The sequence below is a fragment of the Umezawaea tangerina genome (assembly GCF_003002815.1).
In the GTDB taxonomy this organism is placed as follows: Bacteria; Actinomycetota; Actinomycetes; order Mycobacteriales; family Pseudonocardiaceae; genus Umezawaea; species Umezawaea tangerina.
Genome location: NZ_PVTF01000026.1, coordinates 1 through 12,995 on the forward strand (window position 1 = coordinate 1; position 12,995 = coordinate 12,995).

Sequence of the window (12,995 nt, forward strand, 5' to 3'; positions counted from 1 at the left end):
GGAAACACCCGGTCCCATTCCGAACCCGGTAGTTAAGCCCTCCTGCGCCGATGGTACTGCACTGGTGACGGTGTGGGAGAGTAGGTCACCGCGGGGCAATCTTTCCCTCAGGGGGAGTTCCTTCACAGGAACTCCCCCTGAGGGCTTTTTGGCGTTCTCAGACCCCGAAACCCGCTTCCGCGCCCTCCGCCATCGGGCTACCGTCCGAACCATGCCCGACCTCGTGGTGCACGACGACCTCACCAGCTTCTGGGCCGCGACCCAGCAGCTCTACACGGCCGATCCCGTCCGGCACACCGTCGCCCTCAGCGTGATCACCCGCAGGCTGACGCACCCGAACCCGGACGCCGAACCGGCGATCCTCGTCACCGCCCACGAGCACGGCGAGCTCCTCGGCGCCGCCATCCAAACCCCACCGCACCCGCTCATCGCCGGCGCCATCCCGCTCCCGCTCATCGACGACTTCGTCGCCATCCTCCACGAGATCGTCCCCGATCTGGACGGCGTCAGCGGCGACCGCACCACCGCCGAAGCCTTCGCCACCTCCTGGACTGCGAAAACCGGCCGCACCGCGACCGAATCCATGTCCATGCGCCTCCACCGCCTCACCACCCTCCACACCCCCGACGTCCCCGGCCACGCGACCCTCGCCACCACTTCCGACCTCGACGTCGACCTCCTCAGTTCCTGGCACCACGCCTTCGCAGTCGAAGCCACGACCCACACCCCACCCGTCGACGCCAGGACCGTGATCCGCCGCCAGATCTCCCAGGGCTACGGCCACCTCATCTGGTCCGTCGGCTGCATCCCCGTCTCCTGGGCCGCCGCCAGCCCCCCAATCCAGAACATGAGCCGAATCAGCCCCGTCTACACCCCACCCCAGTACCGCAACCACGGCTACGCCGCCGCCATCACCGCCGCCGCCTCCACCTGGGCCCTCAACTCCGGCGCCACCACCGTCCTCCTCTACACCGACCTGGCCAACCCAACCTCCAACGCCCTCTACCACCGCCTCGGCTTCACCCCAGTCCTCGACGCCACCGAACTGACCTTCACCCAACCACCCTGACCATCCTGGGAAGAGGAAGGGGACAAGGCCGACCAGCCTGAGGGAGAGCGGTCAGTGGCCATGGGGACAAGGCTAGAAGTAGGGAATCGAGCTGGAGGCAAGCGCTGTGGAGAGGGCCCGACGACGCTGGAAGCGAGCTGCGACCAATCCGGCTGGCTGGAAGCGGTCAACAAGCGGCCCGCGACGCTGGAAGCGAGCGGTGCTCGTCCGCTAGTGCGGTCGGCTTGACTTGGGGTTTTTGGGCTTAAAATTGGTCGGCGGGCAGGCTCTACCACCTGCCCTTTTTCGCCCGACGAAGCCCAAAAAAGGGGCCCCAAGTCAAGCCGACCGCACCTGGGTCCGCTGCAGCGATACCCCCGTAGTCCGTGGTAGCGACACCGGGCGACACACACCGAGCCACCCATACCGGGCGACCCACACCGCGACCCACACAGCGCGACACACGCCGGCTCCCACCCCAGGCCCACGCGCACCTACCCCTCCACCATCCCCCTCCCCACCGCCCGATTCCTCACCGGCGACGAGAACACCAACGACGTAGTCGTATCCCCATACCTCTGCGCCTCCTCCACGAACCCCTCCAAATCCCCCGTCGACCGACACACCACCCTCAACAACCAGCAGTCCTCCCCACTCACGTGATCCGCATCCACCACCTGCGGCAACACCACCACCCGCTCCCGGAACCGAGGCGTGTCCAGCGACCGCACCTTCACCCGCACCACAGCCTCGATCGGCAGCCCCAACCGCCGCTGGTCCACCACCGCGCGGTACCCCGTGATCACCCCGGCCTGCTCCAGCCGCCGCACCCGTTCGGTCACCGCGGGCGCGGACAACGACACCCGTCTGCCCAGTTCGACGAACGTCATCCGCCCGTCCTCCTGGAGCAGCCCGATGAGCTTCCAGTCCACCTCGTCCGGTTCCACCGGGAAATCGTAAGCAGGATCGCCGTGACGGCTGGACTTCCGCATGGGCCAGGGCGGCACCGTCAGACCAGGATTGGGGCATGACCAACACGTTGCGCTTCCCGCCCGCGGACCCCGAGGCCGCCGCCGCGTTCTTCGCCGCAGAGCTGGCGTTCGAGGCCGATCCCGACGACGTGGTCCGCGACCTGGAATCCGGTGACACCAAGGGGTTCCTGCTCGTCGAGACGCGTGGTGCGCAAGCGTTCGCGCACGCGCGCATCCCCGGTGCGGTCAACCTCCCGTACGCGGAGATGAGCGCGGAGTCCACTGAGGACCTCGACCGCGACACCGTCTACGTCTGCTACTGCGAGAGCTTCCAGTGCAACGCCGCGACGAAGGGCGCGCTGCGGCTGGCGCGGCTGGGCTTCAAGGTGAAGCGGCTCGCGGGTGGGATCACGGCCTGGCGGGCTGCCGGCTATCCGGTGGAGGGAGACGGGGTGGAAGGGGTGACCTGCGCCTGCTGAACCGGGCGACCTACGCTCAATCGTGTGACCGCACCTCGTTTGCTCGTGCTCGAACTCGACTCCGGCGACCCGCTCGGCACGCTGGACGGCTGGCTGACCGGCGCGGGCGCCGAACTGGACGTCGTCCGCGCGTTCGAGCAGCCCGTCCCGGAGACCCTCGACGGCTACCAGGGGCTGATCTGCCTCGGCGGCCGCATGAACGCGCTGGACGACGCCGAGCACCCCTGGCTCGCCGCCGTGCGCAAGCTGCTGTCGCAGTCGGTGGCCAAGCGGGTCCCGGCGTTGGCGATCTGCCTCGGCGCCCAGCTGCTGGCCGTGGCCACCGGGGGCCAGGTGCGCCGCGGTCCGAAGGGGCCGGAGGTCGGGGTGATGCTGGTCGCCAAGCGCGACGTGTCGAGCCGCGACCCGCTGTTCGCCGAGCTGCCGTGGACGCCGGACGTGATCCAGTTCCACGACGACGAGGTGCACGTGCTGCCGCCGAGCGCGGAGCACCTCGCGGCGTCGCCGAAGTACGACAACCAGGCGTTCCGGGTGGGGGAGAGCGCCTACGGGCTCCAGTTCCACATCGAGACGACCCCGGACGTCGTGCTGGACTGGGCGCTGGGCTCACCCGACTCGGCGGCGACGGCCCGGCCCGGCACGTTCGACGCCGAGCGGCTCGCCGAGGCGCACGCGGACCTCGCCGAGGTGTGGCAGCCGTTCGCCGAGCGCTTCGTCCGGCTGACCAGGGGTGAGCTGGAGCCCGCCGGGCACGTCGGGCTCGAGCTCCCGCTGGTGTGACAAACCTTTCTCCCTACGTTCGTTGGGCCTGCGTTCACCAGTGCTCCAGGTAGCGTTCCCCTACGACTGTGTCGGTTCAGCCGGAGGAATCAGTGTGGATGCCTCACTCCTAGTCGTCATCGTGGTCATCACGGCGTTGGCTTTCGACTTCACGAACGGCTTCCACGACACCGCGAACGCGATGGCCACGTCCATCGCGACCGGTGCGCTCCGCCCCAGAACGGCCGTCGCCCTGTCGGCGGTGCTGAACCTGGTGGGGGCGTTCCTCTCGGTCGAGGTGGCCAAGACCATTTCCGGCGGCATCGTCGACGACGCCAAGATCACCCCCGCGATCGTGTTCGGCGGCCTCATCGGCGCCATCGTGTGGAACCTGGTGACCTGGTACGTCGGCCTGCCGTCCAGTTCGTCGCACGCCCTGTTCGGCGGCCTGATCGGCGCCACCTGGGTGTCCTCGGGCGCGGACGCGGTGCACTTCACGAAGGTCGTGGACAAGGTGCTGGTGCCCGCGATCGCGGCGCCGCTGGTGGCCGGGGTGATCGCGCTGCTGGCGACGTTCCTGACCTACCGCCTCACCAGGCGGACCCGCGCGTCGGTGGCCGACAAGGGCTTCAAGGTCGGCCAGGTCGCGTCGGCGGCGCTGATGTCGCTCGCGCACGGGACGAACGACGCCCAGAAGACGATGGGCATCATCACCCTGACGCTGATCACCGCGGGCACGCTGCCCGCGGGCTCGGGTCCGCCGGTGTGGGTGATCCTGAGCGCCGGTGTGGCGATCGCGCTGGGCACCTACCTGGGCGGGTGGCGGATCACGCACACCCTGGGCAAGGGGCTGACCACGATCGAGGCGCCGCAGGGCTTCGCGGCGCAGACCAGCGCGGCGACCGTGATCATGGCGTCGTCGCACCTCGGGTTCGCGCTGTCGACCACGCACGTCGCCTCCGGCGGCATCATGGGCTCCGGTCTCGGCCGCCAGCGCGACGGTGTGCGGTGGAACGTGGCGGGCCGGATGGCGATGGCGTGGCTGTTCACGCTGCCCGCCGCCGGGATCGTCGGCGCGCTGGCCGGGCTCCTGGCCGGTCAGGGCACGTACGGCGTGGTGCTGGTCGCCGTGCTCGGCATCGCGGTCGCGGTGCTCGTGTGGCTGCTGTCGCGCCGTGAGCCGGTCCGCCCCGAGCACGTGGTGGACGAGATCGCGGCACAGGCCGAGACGCACAAGCTGGACGTGGCGGCATGAAGGTCGACTGGGCGGCGCTCGGCGCGGTCTTCGGGGTCAGCATCGCGGTCGTGCTGGGACTGGTCCTGCTGTTCTCGGTCGGCCTGCGCGGGGTGTCCGCGCGCGAAGCGGCCCGTGAGGACGGTCGGAACGGGGTGAACGGCGCGGTCACGGCCGTCGTGAGCTTCGCGGCGTGCGCGTGCGTTGTGCTGTTCGGGCTTTACTTGATCGTGGCCGCCTGACCGTTCGCCCCGCGGTGCGCCGGACTACCGTGGACACCGATGAGTGATCCGTCCCGCACGTCCGCTTCACCCGCCAGGTTCGGGCTGACCGGGCCGCGCAGCGAAGAGCAGCTCCACGCCACGGGCTGGTGGTCGGGCGGGCGCCCGGCCGAGGGTGCCGAGCCAGTGCTCTTCGCCCTGTCCCGCAGCCCCGACCCGGACCTGGCGCTGCGCGGTGTGGACCGCGTCCGCGAAGCGCTCGGCGACCAGTGGTCCGAGCTGTCCGACGCGGTGCGCGCCGACCCGGTGCTGCGGGGTCGGCTGCTGGCCGTGCTCGGCTCGTCCACGGCGCTGTCGGACTTCCTGGTGGCGAACGCGAAGCGCTGGCGACTGCTCGCGGGCACCGAGACCGTCGACGTCGAGCGGTTCACGCCGGTGCTGGCCGACGCGGTCGCCGGGCTGCGCGACCAGGAGGCGATCCGGGTGCTGCGGCTGGAGTACCGGGCGCTGGTGTGCCTGGTGGCGGCCGACGACCTAGCGCACGTGGTCGACCCGGACCTGCCGTTCGTGAGCTACGACGACGTCGCCAGCCAGATCTCCGACCTCGCGGTCGCCGCGCTGCGGGCCGCGTTGTCCGTCGCGTCCGCGCAGACCCACCGCTCCGACGAGTGCACCCTGTCGGTGATCGCGATGGGCAAGTGCGGTGCGCGCGAGCTGAACTACGTCAGCGACGTCGACGTGGTGTTCGTCGGGGACGGTGACATCGGTGTCGCGACCCGCGTGGCCAGCACGATGATGCAGATCGCGGGCCAGGCGTGCTTCGAGGTCGACGCCGCGCTGCGCCCGGAGGGCAAGGCGGGCGCGCTGGTGCGGACCCTGGACGGGCACGCGTCCTACTACAAGAGGTGGGCGCGGACCTGGGAGTTCCAGGCGCTGCTCAAGGCCCGCCCGGTCGCGGGTGACGAGGAGCTGGGCAGGCAGTACCTGGAGGTGGTGCGGCCGCTGGTGTGGACGGCCGCCGACCGCGACAACTTCGTGCCCGACGTGCAGGCCATGCGCCGCCGCGTCGAGGAGCACGTGCCCAGCGAGCTGGTGCGGCGCGAGCTGAAGCTGGGCCGCGGCGGGCTGCGCGACGTGGAGTTCGCCGTGCAGCTGCTGCAGCTCGTGCACGGCCGCAGCGACGAGGCGTTGCGCATCACGGCGACCACGCAGGCGTTGGCCGCGTTGGGCAAGGGCGGGTACGTCGGTCGTGAGGACGCCGTGGAGTTCGGGCGCTCCTACCGGTTCCTGCGCACGCTGGAGCACCGGTTGCAGTTGCAGAAGATGCTGCGGACGCACCTGTTCCCGGCCGACGACGACACCGCGGGGCTGCGGTGGCTGGCGCGCGCCGCGGGGCTGTCCGCGGAGGGGCGGCTGTCGGAGAGCCAGGTGCTGCTGGCGGAGTTCCGCAAGCACGGCAACCAGGTCCGGCGGCTGCACGAGAAGCTGTTCTACCGCCCGCTGCTCCAGGCCGTCGCGAACGTGCCGACGGAGGCGTTGCGGCTGACCACGAAGGAGGCCGTCGCCCGGCTGGCCGCGCTCGGGTACGCGGCGCCGGACGGGGCGCTGCGGCACATCCAGGCGCTCACCGCGGGGATGTCGCGCCGCTCGCGCATCCAGGGCGCGCTGCTGCCGCTGCTGCTGGACCTGTTCGCCACCACGCCCGACCCGGACGGCGGGCTGCTGGCCTACCGCAAGGTGTCCGAGGCGCTGGCCGAGACCCCTTGGTACCTCAGGCTCCTGCGCGACGAGGGCGCGGTGGTGCAGCGGTTGGCGGCGCTGCTGGGCACGTCGAGACTGGTGCCGGACCTGCTGGTGCGCGCGCCCGAGGTGCTGCCGATGCTGGCGGACACCGACGCGCTCGTGGGCCGCGACCCGATGACCGTCGGGAACCCGTTGCGCAGCGCGGTGTCCCGGCACAACGCGCTGGAACGGGCGGTCGCGGCGGCGAGGTCGTTGCGGCGCCAGGAGATGCTGCGCGTGGCGAGCGCGGACCTGCTGGGGCTCGTGTCGGTGCGGACGGTATGCGTGTCGCTGTCCGAGGTGTGGGTGGCGGTGTTGCAGTCCGCGTTGGACGCGGCCGTGCGCGCGGCGGGGGACGTGCGGCCCGCGCGGGTCGCGGTGATCGGCATGGGCAGGCTCGGCGGCCGCGAGCTGGGGTACGGCTCGGACGCCGACGTGCTGTTCGTGTGCGAGCCCGTCGAGGGCGCGACCGACGGGGACGCGTTGCGGTACGCCAGTTCCCTGGCCGAGACGGTGCGGCGGCTGCTGTCATCGCCGAGCCAGGACCCGGCGTTGCAGGTCGACGCGGACCTGCGGCCCGAGGGCAGGCAGGGGCCGCTGGTGCGGACGTTCGAGTCCTACCGCGCCTACTACGCGCAGTGGGCGGAGGTGTGGGAGGCGCAGGCGTTGCTGCGCGCGCGTCCCATCGCCGGTGACGAGGGCCTCGGCGAGCGGTTCGTCGAGATGATCGACCCGATCCGGTACCCCGAGGGCGGTCTGGACGCGACGGCCGTGCGCGAGATCCGGCGGATCAAGGCGCGGGTCGACGCCGAACGGCTGCCGCGCGGCGCCGACCCGACCACGCACACGAAGCTCGGCCGCGGCGGGCTCGCCGACGTCGAGTGGACCGTGCAGCTGTTGCAGCTCCAGCACGCGCACGCGGTTCCGGCGTTGCGCACGCCGTCCACGATCGAGGGAATCGAGGCGGGCACCGAGGCCGGGCTGGTGGACCCGGAGGACGCTGCCGAGCTGAAGGCCGCGTGGGTGATGGCCACGCGGGCGCGCAACGCCGTGATGCTGGTGAAGGGCAAGCCCGGTGACCAGCTCCCCACGATCGGGCGGGACCTCACGGCCGTCGCCGCGGTGATGGGGCACCCGCCGGGCACCGATCCGGGTGAGTTCCTCGACGAGTACCGGCGCACGACCAGGCGGGCGCGCGCTGTCGCCGAGCGGGTCTTCTACGACTCGTAGAGACTGGAGTGGATCATGCCCGAACCGGAGTGGGGGTTGCTGTGAAAGCGATCGCGCAGGAAGCCTTCGGCGACGTCGACGTGCTGGCGTTGCGGGACGTGCCGGATCCGCTGGTGGGACCGGACCAGGTGCTCGTCGAGATCAGGACGGCGGGGGTGAACCCCGTCGACGGCGCCGTGCGCGCCGGGTACCTCCAGGGCCAGCTGCCGCACCACTTCCCGCTGGTCCCCGGCTGGGACGTGGCCGGTGTGGTCGTCTCGGTCGGGCCCGCCGTGACCCGGTTCGCGCCCGGTGACGAGGTGTTCGGCTACCAGCGCCAGGACCACGTGCAGTTCGGCACGTACGCGGAGCGGATCGCGGCCACCGAACGGGGCCTCGCGCACAAGCCGGCGTCGTTGGGGTTCGAGGAGGCGGGTGGGCTCGCGCTGTGCGGGCTGACCGCGTTGCAGGCGTTGCGGCTCGTCGGCGTCGGCGAGGGCGACACGGTCCTCGTGCACGCCGCCGCGGGCGGTGTGGGGCACCTCGCCGTGCAGATCGCGCGGCTGCTGGGCGCGTCGCGGGTGGTGGGCACGGCGTCGCCGCGCAACCACGACTTCCTGCGCGGGCTCGGCGCCGAACCCGCCGCGTACGGGGACGCGCTGGTGGACAACGTGGCCGAGCTCGTGGGCGGCGACGGCAAGGTCGACGTCGCGTTCGACTGCGCGGGAGGTGCCGCGCTGGGCGACTCGCCCGCGCTGGTGCGCGACCCCGCGCGGATCGTGTCGATCGTGGACACCAACGCGGTCGGGCTCGGCGGGCGGTGGGCGTTCGCCCGGCCGGTGGCCGAGGACCTGGAGTGGCTGGCCGAGAGGGCCGGTGCCGGTGACCTGCGGGTCGAGGTGCAGCAGACGTTCCCGTTGGCGCAGGCCGTAGACGCGCAGCGGCTGCTTGAGGGCGGTCACGTGCGCGGCAAGGTCGTCCTGACGGTGTGAGGAGACGCCGATGGGCCCGCGCGGTGTGCGCGGGCCCATCGGCGGTCGGGTCCTGGGTCAGGCCTCGGCGGGGGTGTCGTCGTCCTCGTCGTCATCGGGGTCGACGGCCGGGGCGTTGGTGTAGATCTCGACGACCCACTCCTCCACCAGCGTGTCGTCGGAGTCGTCGTCGGGCACGAGGCGGTTGTAGACGCGCACGCCGAGATCCAGCGTGTCGGCGGCGAGCACCGCCTCGACGGCCTCGGCCGCGGAGTCGACGATCTGGGTGGAGAGCAACTGCGGGGCGTGGAATTCAGCAACGTCATCAGACACGGCGCGACCCTAACGCCCTGCCGCGCCCGTCGCTCGGCCAGCCCCGTGCCGTTCGCCCGGTGTTCTCCTCCAGCCCACCGGACCGAATGGTCTACGACGGTGCGTCGGACGTCGATCACAGAGCGTTGAATGGTGTGAACGAATATGCCGGACTGCATTGACTAGTACCGTTGTTCATGTCAACACTGGCCACGGTTCATCGGAGACACATTCACGTTAGTGCGGCGCGCGCCGGGACCAAGGACGTCATGGACGACGAGATAAACCACCTCAGGAAGACCAACACGATCCTCAAGATCAGCCTGGTGATGCTCGGAGTGCTCGTGCTCCTCGGCGTCATCCAGGCGGTCACCGCGGGAACGGTCGGTGTCGGCGCCCTCAGCGTCAACCTGCGGGACTCCACGACGCCGAGCACGTCCACCACCCAGCCGGTCGGCCAGGGCGGCCTCAACGGGGCCGTGGGGTCCACCCCGTCGTCGGACACGGCGGAGCCGCCGACCACGACCAGTGCCGAGACCAAGGTCGCCGAGGGCTCGTTCAAGCAGTCCCGCGGTCTGCTGACCATCGAGGTCACGAAGGTCGAGAACCAGGGCGGACGCATCAAGCTGTACATCACGGCGGTCAACGCCAGCACCGCCAAGATGGACCTCCCGCTCGGCCCGTTCAAGGCCGTGGACGACCAGAAGCGCGAGTACGGGGCGTCCCTGGCCACCAGCAAGTGGCCGACCTCGATCGCCAAGGGCGCCAGCATCACGGGCACGATCGAGCTGGACCAGACGGTCAGCAAGGTCGCCCAGACCATCGACATCGCCTTCAACGGCATCACCGGCTCGCTCGCCCCGACGGGTGGCGCGGTGGCCGTCCCCGGCATCGCGATCCCGCGCTAGACCACTGCTCCCGGAACGCCCCGAACCGCGTGTTCGGGGCGTTCCGGCGTTTTCCGGCAGTGGTGGAAAATTCTCGACGAAGTAGCAGTCGCCATGGTTGTGATCGGCCTCACGTCGATATTCCCCGTCACGACTGAACAATTGGCGCCCGTATTCGTACACGCGCGGTGCGGCCCCTTCGTGCAGGCCGCCGCTAGGTTGGCGGGGTGGGGTGGAACCTGGGTGAGCTGATCGAGGAGCACGACGTGCCGGGCGCTCAGGTGGCCGTGCTGGTCGGCGGCGAGATCCACGACGAAGCCGCGGGCGTGCTGAGCCTGCGCACGCGGGTCGAGGCGACGACCGACTCGGTGTTCAAGATCGGCTCGATCACCAAGATCTGGACCGCCACCCTGGTCCACCAGCTCGTGACCGAGGGCGTGCTGGACCTCGACCGCCCCGTCCGCGACCACCTGCCCGGCTTCCGGCTGAGCGATCCCGCGGCCACCGACTCGCTGACCGCCCGCCACCTGCTGACCCACACCGGCGGCGTGGACGGCAACCACTTCACCGACACCGGCCGGGACGACGACGCCATCGCGAAGTTCGTCGCCACCCTCGCCGACGCCGTCCACCCGTTCCCGCCGGGCACCGTCCACTCGTACTCCAACAGCGGGTTCGCACTGCTGGGCAGACTGGTGGAAGTGTTGCGCGCCAAGCCCTTCCACGACGTCCTGCGCCAATACCTGGTGACCCCGCTCGGCCTGGACACCGTCGCCACCAACACCTACGAGGCGATCCTGCACCGCGCCGCGGTCGGCCACGTGCGGTCCGGCGGCGAGCTCGTGCCCACGACGAAGTGGGCAGTCTCCTACGCCACCGCCCCCAGCGGCTCGCACCTCGCGATGAGCGCCCGCGACCTGCTGGCGTTCGTCCGCCTGCACCTCACCGACCCTGGACTCGCCGCCCTGCGCGAACCCCAGCTCGACTCCGTCCCCGACTTCGGTGGCGGCATCACCGGGTGGGGACTCGGCTGGATGCTCCACCGCGACGGCGTCGTCGGCCACACCGGCGTCTCCAAGGGCCAGAAGGCCTTCCTCCGCGCGGTCCCGGCCGCGGGCGTGGCCGTCGCCGTGCTCACCAACAGCGCGGGCGGCGACCCCCTCGCCCACACCGTCCTCAGCACCGTCCTCGCCGACCTAGCCGGTGTCACCACGACCCCACCGCCCACACCACCCGCGAACCCCGCCCCGATCGACGTGGCCCGCCTGTGCGGCACCTACCGCACCACCCTGTACGACCTCACCCTCACCACCGACGCCGACCGCGCCTTCCTGGTCCGCCACCCCCGCAACGACCTCGCGAAGTCCTTCCTCCGCAAGGCGGAGGACCGCGTCGAGGTCGTCCACCTCCACGACGACACCCTCATCACCACCACCCCGACAGCAGGCCTCCACCAAGTCATGTCCCTCGTCGGCACCGACTCCCACGGCCGCGCCCGCTACCTGCACAACGGCGCCGCCGCCTACCGCGTCCCCTGACAGGCCGAGGGCCCCGTGCGGTTCGCACGGGGCCCTCGGTGTCGTTCAGTCGCGCGTCACACGTCGTAGTACAGGGCGAACTCGTACGGGTGCGGGCGGAGGCGGAGCGGGTCGATCTCGTTCTCGCGCTTGAGGGCGATCCAGGTCTCGATGAGGTCGGGCGTGAACACGCCGCCTTCGAGGAGGAACTCGTGGTCGGCCTCGAGGCTGTTGAGCACGGCGTCGAGGGTGGCCGGGACCTGCTTGACGTCCTTGGCCTCCTCGGGCGGGAGTTCGTAGAGGTCCTTGTCGATCGGGGCCGGGGGCTCGATCTTGTTCTTCACGCCGTCGAGGCCCGCCATCATCATGGCGGCGAACGCCAGGTACGGGTTGCCCGAGGAGTCGGGGCAGCGGAACTCGATGCGCTTGGCCTTCGGGTTGTTGCCCGTGATCGGGATGCGGACGCACGCCGAGCGGTTGCGCTGGGAGTAGACCAGGCTGACCGGGGCCTCGTAGCCGGGGACCAGGCGGTGGTAGGAGTTCACCGTGGGGTTGGTGAACGCCAGCAGCGACGGCGCGTGGTGCAGGATGCCGCCGATGTAGTGGCGCGCCGTGTCCGACAGGCCGGCGTAGCCGGACTCGTCGTGGAACAGCGGGTTGCCGTCCTTCCACAGCGACTGGTGCGTGTGCATGCCGGAACCGTTGTCACCGAACAGCGGCTTGGGCATGAACGTGACCGTCTTGCCCTCGGCGTGGGCGCGGTTCTTGATGATGTACTTGAAGAACTGCAGGTCGTCCGCCGCGTGCAGCAGCGTGTTGAACCTGTAGTTGATCTCGGCCTGACCGGCGGTGCCCACCTCGTGGTGCGCGCGCTCGACGGAGAAGCCCGAGGACTCGAGGTCGAGGACCATCTTGTCGCGCAGGTCGGCGTAGTGGTCGGTCGGGCTGACGGGGAAGTACCCGCCCTTGTACTTGACCTTGTAGCCCTTGTTGCCGCCCTCTTCCTCGCGGCCCGTGTTCCACCAGCCGGAGATCGAGTCGATCTCGTGGAACGACTTGTTCTCCTTGTTCTCGAACCGGATCGAGTCGAAGATGTAGAACTCCGCCTCGGAGCCGAAGTACGCGGTGTCGGCGATGCCGGACTCCGCCAGGTACTGCTCGGCCTTGCGCGCGATGTTGCGCGGGTCGCGGCTGTACGCCTCGCGGGTGAACGGGTCGTGCACGAAGAAGTTGATGATCAACGTCTTCTCGATCCGGTACGGGTCGAGGCGCGACGTGGCGAGGTCGGGCAGCAGCAGCATGTCCGACTCGTGGATCGACTGGAAGCCGCGGACGGAAGAGCCGTCGAAGGCCAGACCCTCGCTGATCGCGTCCGCGTCGAAGGCCGACACCGGAAGCGTGAAGTGCTGCATCACGCCGGGAAGGTCGCTGAAGCGCACGTCGACGAACTTCACGCCCTCGTCGGAGATGTACTTCAGTACCTCGTCGGAATTCTTGAACACCCTCGTCGACTCCTCACGTCTTGAGTGCTGCGCTGGCCGCTAGCCCGGTCGACAAGATTTGGGCGCGGTCGTACGCCACCACGGGATCGCGGCTGGCCATCAG

12 protein-coding genes and 1 rRNA gene are annotated in these 12,995 nt (G+C 70.4%); 10 read left to right on the plus strand and 3 right to left on the minus strand.

Translation table 11 applies throughout. From position 1 onward, the window contains the following. A 5S ribosomal RNA gene (gene rrf / locus CLV43_RS46080) occupies nt 1-97 on the plus strand; the annotation flags it as partial. A gap of 114 nt (nt 98-211) precedes the next feature. Continuing rightward, nucleotides 212-1,069, plus strand: coding sequence for a GNAT family N-acetyltransferase (locus CLV43_RS50295; protein WP_106196911.1), 858 nt, complete (start codon nt 212-214; stop codon nt 1,067-1,069). Between the two features lie 473 nt (nt 1,070-1,542). On the opposite strand, the gene CLV43_RS46090 is transcribed toward CLV43_RS50295, so the two are convergent. Further along, entirely contained in the window at nt 1,543-2,040 is a 498-nt protein-coding gene (locus CLV43_RS46090) for an Lrp/AsnC family transcriptional regulator (RefSeq protein ID WP_170156308.1), read from the minus strand. A 35-nt stretch (nt 2,041-2,075) separates the two neighbouring features. On the opposite strand from CLV43_RS46090, the gene CLV43_RS46095 reads away from it, so the two are divergent. From CLV43_RS46095 to CLV43_RS46120, 6 genes are all read left to right on the plus strand, one after another. Next, a complete protein-coding gene (locus tag CLV43_RS46095) occupies nt 2,076-2,498 on the plus strand; it encodes a rhodanese-like domain-containing protein (protein ID WP_106196913.1) in 423 nt (140 codons plus the stop codon). A gap of 24 nt (nt 2,499-2,522) precedes the next feature. Further along, the gene (locus CLV43_RS46100; RefSeq protein WP_170156309.1) at nt 2,523-3,278 is read left to right on the plus strand and encodes a type 1 glutamine amidotransferase; all 756 of its coding nucleotides are present in this window, start codon (nt 2,523-2,525) and stop codon (nt 3,276-3,278) included. A gap of 94 nt (nt 3,279-3,372) precedes the next feature. Beyond that, entirely contained in the window at nt 3,373-4,512 is a 1,140-nt protein-coding gene (locus CLV43_RS46105) for an inorganic phosphate transporter (protein WP_106196914.1), read from the plus strand. After that, nucleotides 4,509-4,733 (plus strand): hypothetical protein, encoded by a 225-nt coding sequence (locus tag CLV43_RS46110; RefSeq protein WP_106196915.1) that lies wholly within the window; start codon nt 4,509-4,511, stop codon nt 4,731-4,733. The genes CLV43_RS46105 and CLV43_RS46110 overlap by 4 nt, the downstream gene beginning before the upstream one ends. 39 nt (nt 4,734-4,772) lie before the next feature. Further along, nucleotides 4,773-7,724: a bifunctional [glutamine synthetase] adenylyltransferase/[glutamine synthetase]-adenylyl-L-tyrosine phosphorylase gene (locus tag CLV43_RS46115; protein ID WP_106196916.1), complete on the plus strand. Its 2,952-nt coding sequence runs from the start codon at nt 4,773-4,775 to the stop codon at nt 7,722-7,724. A 41-nt stretch (nt 7,725-7,765) separates the two neighbouring features. Next, nucleotides 7,766-8,695 carry an NADP-dependent oxidoreductase gene (locus CLV43_RS46120; RefSeq protein WP_106196917.1) on the plus strand — a complete coding sequence of 310 codons (930 nt, stop codon included), beginning with the start codon at nt 7,766-7,768 and terminating at the stop codon, nt 8,693-8,695. A gap of 57 nt (nt 8,696-8,752) precedes the next feature. Here CLV43_RS46120 and CLV43_RS46125 read toward each other — a convergent pair whose 3' ends face one another. Then, on the minus strand, nt 8,753-9,007 hold the full coding sequence (locus tag CLV43_RS46125; RefSeq protein ID WP_106196918.1) for a hypothetical protein: 255 nt from the start codon (nt 9,005-9,007) through the stop codon (nt 8,753-8,755). Between the two features lie 248 nt (nt 9,008-9,255). On the opposite strand from CLV43_RS46125, the gene CLV43_RS46130 reads away from it, so the two are divergent. Both CLV43_RS46130 and CLV43_RS46135 read left to right on the plus strand, forming a co-directional pair. After that, nucleotides 9,256-9,894: a hypothetical protein gene (locus CLV43_RS46130; protein WP_106196919.1), complete on the plus strand. Its 639-nt coding sequence runs from the start codon at nt 9,256-9,258 to the stop codon at nt 9,892-9,894. 206 nt (nt 9,895-10,100) lie between these two features. Then, nucleotides 10,101-11,411: a serine hydrolase domain-containing protein gene (locus tag CLV43_RS46135; protein WP_106196920.1), complete on the plus strand. Its 1,311-nt coding sequence runs from the start codon at nt 10,101-10,103 to the stop codon at nt 11,409-11,411. A gap of 56 nt (nt 11,412-11,467) precedes the next feature. Here the strand turns inward: CLV43_RS46135 and glnA are convergent, their stop codons facing one another. Beyond that, on the minus strand, nt 11,468-12,892 hold the full coding sequence (gene glnA / locus CLV43_RS46140; RefSeq protein ID WP_106196921.1) for a type I glutamate--ammonia ligase: 1,425 nt from the start codon (nt 12,890-12,892) through the stop codon (nt 11,468-11,470). Nucleotides 12,893-12,995: the final 103 nt, after the last annotated feature.

Coding starts and splice junctions, on each gene's coding strand:
- CLV43_RS50295 (WP_106196911.1), top strand. CDS start 212: ATGCCCGACCTCGTGGTGCACGACGACCTCACCAGCTTCTGGGCCGCG.
- CLV43_RS46090 (WP_170156308.1), bottom strand. CDS start 2,040: ATGCGGAAGTCCAGCCGTCACGGCGATCCTGCTTACGATTTCCCGGTG.
- CLV43_RS46095 (WP_106196913.1), top strand. CDS start 2,076: ATGACCAACACGTTGCGCTTCCCGCCCGCGGACCCCGAGGCCGCCGCC.
- CLV43_RS46110 (WP_106196915.1), top strand. CDS start 4,509: ATGAAGGTCGACTGGGCGGCGCTCGGCGCGGTCTTCGGGGTCAGCATC.
- CLV43_RS46115 (WP_106196916.1), top strand. CDS start 4,773: ATGAGTGATCCGTCCCGCACGTCCGCTTCACCCGCCAGGTTCGGGCTG.
- CLV43_RS46130 (WP_106196919.1), top strand. CDS start 9,256: ATGGACGACGAGATAAACCACCTCAGGAAGACCAACACGATCCTCAAG.